Source organism: Sulfitobacter sp. HI0129 (genome assembly GCF_001635395.1).
Classification (GTDB): domain Bacteria; phylum Pseudomonadota; class Alphaproteobacteria; order Rhodobacterales; family Rhodobacteraceae; genus Sulfitobacter.
Genome location: NZ_LWGH01000564.1, coordinates 1 through 3,909, shown reverse-complemented (window position 1 = coordinate 3,909; position 3,909 = coordinate 1). Strand labels below are relative to the sequence as shown.

Genomic DNA, 3,909 nt, shown 5'->3' with positions numbered 1-3,909 from the left:
ACGGGCGACCCGCGATCAAGGATATTTGCTGGCAAGGCAGCCGCACCACCTTCATCGATTTCGAGAACCATCGCCCCAAGCTCGACACGCCGGACGGTCACGCGCGGGATCTGCTGATCTTCGCGTTGAGCGGGCTGGCCATAGGCAACGGGCCCACGCCCGCCATGACCGAAGCCTTCATCAGCTACCGTGCCAATGACGTTCAGGGTAACTGGGAACGCGCGCAGGACCGGGCGGCGCGGCTGGGCTGGGCCGACCTGATCACCAAGCCCCTGCAGATGCGCCGACCCGGAAAGGCTCGTGAATTCAAGGCGATACCCCACGTTCTTGAAGTGTTTTCGCGCAGGTGATGGGAAGATGGGGCCGCGGCCTGCGCCCCCGCTTTTCTGTCAGACTTCGTCCGGGAAATGCTTCATCACGCTGCGGATCGGGTTCGGCGCCGCCTGCCCCAACCCGCAGATGGATGCATCCACCATCGTGCTGCTGAGCTCCTCCAGCAGGCCCTTGTCCCAGTGGGGCGCCTGCATCAACTTGACGGCCTTTTCGCAGCCGACGCGGCAGGGCGTGCATTGACCGCAGCTTTCATCCTCGAAAAATCGCAGCATGTTCAGGGCCGCCGCGCGCGCACTGTCCTGATCCGAAAGCACGACGACGGCGGCTGAGCCGATGAAGCTGCCGTGGGGCTGAAGCGTATCGAAATCGAGCGGGATATCATCCATATGCGCGGGCAGCAGGCCGGAAGACGGCCCGCCGGGCTGATAGGCCTTCAACGCCTGCCCTTCGGCCATGCCGCCAGCCGCCTCGATCACATCCCGAATCGTCGAACCGGCGGGCAACAGATAGACGCCCGGTGCCGCCACGCGGCCCGATACCGAATAGGTCCGCAAGCCCCGCCGACCGTTCTTTTCAGTCGCGTTCAGCACTTCGGGCCCCTCCCGGCAGACCCGCGCGACCCAGTGCAGCGTCTCGACGTTATGGACGAGCGTTGGCCGCCCGAAGACCCCGACCTGTGCCACGAAAGGGGGCCGGTGACGCGGCAGACCGCGCTTGCCCTCGATCGATTCGATCATGGCGCTTTCCTCGCCGCAGATATAGGCGCCCGCGCCGCGCCGCAGATCGACGTATCCCGGTGCGATCAGCCCCGCCTCTTCGAGCGCACGAATTTCGCGCCGCAGAATTTCCAGCACCGCGGGATATTCATCCCGCATATAGAGAAAGACGGTATCCGCCTCGACCGCCCATGCGGCGATCAGCATCCCTTCGAGGAAAAGATGCGGCTGTCGTTCCAGATACCAGCGGTCCTTGAAGGTCCCCGGCTCGCCCTCGTCCCCGTTGACTGCAAGATAGCGCGGGCCCGCGTTGTCGCGCACGAAGCCCCATTTTTTGCCAGAAGGGAATCCGGCCCCGCCAAGACCACGCAGGCCGGAATCGAGCACCTTCTGCTGAACGGCCTTCCAGTCGCCCGAGGCGCGCAACTGCGTCAGCGTCTCATAGCCGCCGTCCGCACGGTAGGCATCAAAGGCTTCATAATCGGGAACCACGGCGTGGAAATCGCCCTCGTCTATGACGGCTTCGACCTTTTCGGGTGTCGCGTGATCGATGTGGCGATGGCCGATCTCCAGCACCGGGGCGGTGTCGCAGCGGCCCATGCAGGGCGCACGCATGACCCGGATTTTCGCGGGATCGCAGCCCTTTTCCAGCGCGGATTTGAGCGCCTGCGCGCCCGCCAGTTCACAGGACAGCGAATCGCAGACCCGGATCGTCAGGTCGGGCGGGGCCGGTTCGCCCTCTTTCACCACATCGAAATGGGCATAGAAGGTCGCGACCTCGTAGACCTCTGCCATGCTCAGGCGCATTTCCTCGGCCAAAGCACGCAGATGCGCTGCGGAAAGACGGCCATATTCATCCTGGATGAGGTGCAGATGCTCGATCAGCAGATCGCGCCTGCGCGGGCGGTCGCCCAGCAGCGCGCGCACCTCTTCCCATGGTCCATCCTGAAGCTGACGGCCCTTGGTGTGATGGCGTCCCTTCCCCTTGCCGGATTTCCAGACGCCCTTGCGCGGTTCAGATCCGGTTGATGTGCTGCTTTCATCGAGCGCCATTTGCGACCCCTCCGCTTTCGGTTCCCGCGGAGCCTAGCAAATGGTTCACGGAGCGAAACTCCGAAAAACGTTCATGTCCCGGCGCGAAACGCCCGCCCGGCGACGCGATGTCTCCTTTGACGGACGCCGCTTCGCGTATAAGAACATTCCGACCCTGCAGGAGCCGCCGATGTTCTGGTACGCCATCGCCACATTGACCCCCGCCGCGGCGCTCGCCCTCGCCTATGTTCTCGGTGGTGTCTGGCCATGGATTGCCGTCGGGTCGATCACCCTGATGGTCCTGCTGATGGACAGGATACCGAATGAGTTGCCCGCCTCCGACCGGTCGGGGCGGTGGCTCAACCTCCTGCTGGCCGGAGTGCATCTGGTGCTCCTTTTCGGCGGGGTCTGGGCCATCGCGGGCGGCTCCGACCTCTCCGGCCCGGGCCGGGTGGCGAGCTTTCTGGCCCTCGGTCTCTATGCCGGGCAGGTCTCCAATTCCAACGCGCATGAGCTGATCCACATGGCCCCCCGGTTCCTGCGCCTTGCCGGGGCGACCGTCTATGTCTCGCTGCTGCACGGGCATCATGTGTCGGCCCATCTGCGGGTGCATCATGTCCATGCGGCGACGGACGATGACCCGAATTCCGCGCGACTGGGCGAAGGGTTCTGGGCCTATGCCCTGCGCGCCCTGCGGGGGGAGTTCATTGCCGGCCTGCGAGCCGACACCGCGCAGCGCCAGCGGGCCCGGGCAAGGCCCACGGCGCTCAGCCACCCTTACGTGTTCTATGTCGGCGGTGCGGCGCTGGCGCTTTTACTGTCCTTCGGTTTGGCGGGATGGGACGGGCTGGCGGTGCATGTCGGGGTCGCCGCCTATGCGCAGCTTCAACTGCTGCTGTCGGACTATGTGCAGCACTATGGGTTGCGCCGCGGTCTGCGCGCCGACGGGCGCCGCGAACCCGTGGGCCCGCAGCACAGCTGGAACGCGCCCTCGTGGTATTCAGGGGCGATGATGCTGAATGCGCCGCGCCATTCCGACCACCATATGCGCCCCGGGCGGGCATTCCCGGACCTCAGCCTCGATCCCGTAAAGATGCCGATGCTGCCCCGGTCCCTCCCGGTCATGGCCACGATCGCGCTGGTGCCGCCGCTCTGGCGAAGGGTGATGGACCGGCGGGCCGCCCGCTGGCAGGATGCCGCTGCGGGCTGAGCCTTTCCCTTCCCCAAGCCCGGGCTTTCTGGCAGGCTTCTCTCATGCCTGGCCGCGTCCTATCCCTGTTCCTCGCCGCTGCGCTTGCCGCGCAGGCCGCCCCTACGCGCGCCGAACCCACGATGAGCGCCGCAGAGTTCGATGCCTATACACGGGGCAAGACCCTGTTCTACGGGCAGAACGGGCGCCCCTACGGCGCGGAGGTCTACCGCGACAACCGGCGCGTCCAGTGGTCCTTCCTCGACGGGGTCTGCAAGGAGGGGGAGTGGTACGAGGAAAACGGGATGATCTGCTTTACCTATGAAAATGAACTCGATCCCCAGTGCTGGACCTTCCGGGAAGGCGGCAATGGCCTGATCGCCCGGTTCGAAAACGACCCCGCGGCCACCCAGCTATACGAAGTGGACGAAGCCGGGCAGGAACTGATCTGCCTCGGCCCCAAGGTGGGCGTCTGACCGGGGGCGCGGCCCGCCGGACAGACATAAAGGTCAGAACAGATCGCCCTGCTCAGGCGGCGGATCGCTGCGCTTGCGGGGGGCGCTGCGCCGGGTGACATCCACGGTACCGTCGGCAAATTCGATCTCCAGCGCAGCGGCCCGCCGGGCTGCCGCCGTGTTC

Annotated in this window: 4 protein-coding genes; 3 read left to right on the top strand and 1 reads right to left on the bottom strand. The window is 65.6% G+C overall.

Going from position 1 to position 3,909, the window contains the following annotated elements:
• Positions 1-350 (top strand): hypothetical protein (locus A3764_RS25220; protein ID WP_201722441.1); only part of this gene is annotated, 350 nt, incomplete at its 5' end.
• A gap of 39 nt (positions 351-389) precedes the next feature.
• Here the strand turns inward: A3764_RS25220 and A3764_RS15160 are convergent.
• On the bottom strand, positions 390-2,102 hold the full coding sequence (locus A3764_RS15160) for an NAD(P)H-dependent oxidoreductase subunit E (protein ID WP_067921041.1): 1,713 nt from the start codon (positions 2,100-2,102) through the stop codon (positions 390-392).
• A gap of 169 nt (positions 2,103-2,271) precedes the next feature.
• Between A3764_RS15160 and A3764_RS15155 the strand changes: the two genes are divergently transcribed.
• Both A3764_RS15155 and A3764_RS15150 read left to right on the top strand, forming a co-directional pair.
• Positions 2,272-3,291 (top strand): alkane 1-monooxygenase, encoded by a 1,020-nt coding sequence (locus tag A3764_RS15155; RefSeq protein ID WP_067921048.1) that lies wholly within the window; start codon positions 2,272-2,274, stop codon positions 3,289-3,291.
• Between the two features lie 44 nt (positions 3,292-3,335).
• Positions 3,336-3,746: a hypothetical protein gene (locus A3764_RS15150; protein ID WP_067921039.1), complete on the top strand. Its 411-nt coding sequence runs from the start codon at positions 3,336-3,338 to the stop codon at positions 3,744-3,746.
• The last annotated feature ends 163 nt before the right edge of the window (positions 3,747-3,909 follow it).